The sequence below is a fragment of the Paenibacillus cookii genome (assembly GCF_018333375.1).
Taxonomy (GTDB): Bacteria; Bacillota; Bacilli; order Paenibacillales; family Paenibacillaceae; genus Paenibacillus_AQ; species Paenibacillus_AQ cookii.
Map to the genome: position 1 here is coordinate 1 of NZ_BORW01000087.1, position 1380 is coordinate 1380.

2 tRNA genes and 3 rRNA genes are annotated in these 1380 nt (G+C 51.0%); all 5 read left to right on the forward strand.

Annotation, left to right across the window (positions count from 1 at the left end):
- Positions 1 to 537, forward strand: a 16S ribosomal RNA gene (locus KI367_RS26655); the annotation flags it as partial.
- Between the two features lie 128 nt (positions 538 to 665).
- Positions 666 to 782, forward strand: a 5S ribosomal RNA gene (gene rrf / locus KI367_RS26660).
- Between the two features lie 49 nt (positions 783 to 831).
- Positions 832 to 908: transfer RNA gene (locus KI367_RS26665), tRNA-Ile, on the forward strand.
- Positions 909 to 939: 31 nt separating this feature from the next.
- Positions 940 to 1015 (forward strand) — tRNA-Ala (locus KI367_RS26670).
- A gap of 238 nt (positions 1016 to 1253) precedes the next feature.
- Positions 1254 to 1380 (forward strand): 23S ribosomal RNA (locus KI367_RS26675); the annotation flags it as partial.

Here is a 1380-nt window from a genome sequence, read left to right on the forward strand (position 1 = left end):
CCTCTAGAGATAGAGGCGGCCTTCGGGACAGAGGAGACAGGTGGTGCATGGTTGTCGTCAGCTCGTGTCGTGAGATGTTGGGTTAAGTCCCGCAACGAGCGCAACCCTTGATTTTAGTTGCCAGCACATTAAGGTGGGCACTCTAGAATGACTGCCGGTGACAAACCGGAGGAAGGCGGGGATGACGTCAAATCATCATGCCCCTTATGACCTGGGCTACACACGTACTACAATGGCCAGTACAACGGGAAGCGAAGTCGCGAGATGGAGCCAATCCTATCAAAGCTGGTCTCAGTTCGGATTGCAGGCTGCAACCCGCCTGCATGAAGTCGGAATTGCTAGTAATCGCGGATCAGCATGCCGCGGTGAATACGTTCCCGGGTCTTGTACACACCGCCCGTCACACCACGAGAGTTTACAACACCCGAAGTCGGTGGGGTAACCGCAAGGAGCCAGCCGCCGAAGGTGGGGTAGATGATTGGGGTGAAGTCGTAACAAGGTAGCCGTATCGGAAGGTGCGGCTGGATCACCTCCTTTCTATGGAGAATCGTTTCCTGCGAGGAAACATTCAAATATGCCTAGAGCTTACGAAGCGAGCTTTACTTCGTAAAGCTTTTATCTCACTCGTTGTCAGTTTTGAAGGAGTAAACCTCTTTCGAAATGCGTTTGGTGGCGATAGCGGAGGGGTTCCACGCGTACCCATCCCGAACACGACCGTTAAGCCCTCCAGCGCCGATGGTACTTGGACCGAAGGGTCCTGGGAGAGTAGGACGCTGCCAAGCGCAAACCCTTATGGGTTTACTCATCAAGAGTATATTAGGAAATGAATATGGGCCCTTAGCTCAGCTGGTTAGAGCGCACCCCTGATAAGGGTGAGGTCGGTGGTTCGAGTCCACTAGGGCCCACCATATATAATTAAATAAGCATATTTCCTATTATGGGGCCATAGCTCAGCTGGGAGAGCGCCTGCCTTGCAAGCAGGAGGTCAGCGGTTCGATCCCGCTTGGCTCCACCAATTATTCAATTTGATCCTTGAAAACTAGATAACGAAACGAATTTGCGTTTTAGAAATATCCTTTTCTGATGATTTTAAATTTGGCTTCGCGTCAAATTGAAATTCATCATAGCTGCTTGTGTCTTCATTGGAAGACCAAGTAATAAAGGTAGCAGACGAGTGTTTGAATCGAAGAGCGACTTTGGCTTTGTGCGAAGCACAAAACAACGGAGCGAAACGAGGCAAACAGGAGTCGAATGGTTAAGCTACTAAGAGCACACGGAGGATGCCTAGGCGCTAGGAGCCGATGAAGGACGTGGCGAACAACGATACTGCCTCGGGGAGCTGTAAGCAAGCTTTGATCCGGGGATGTCCGAATGGGGAAA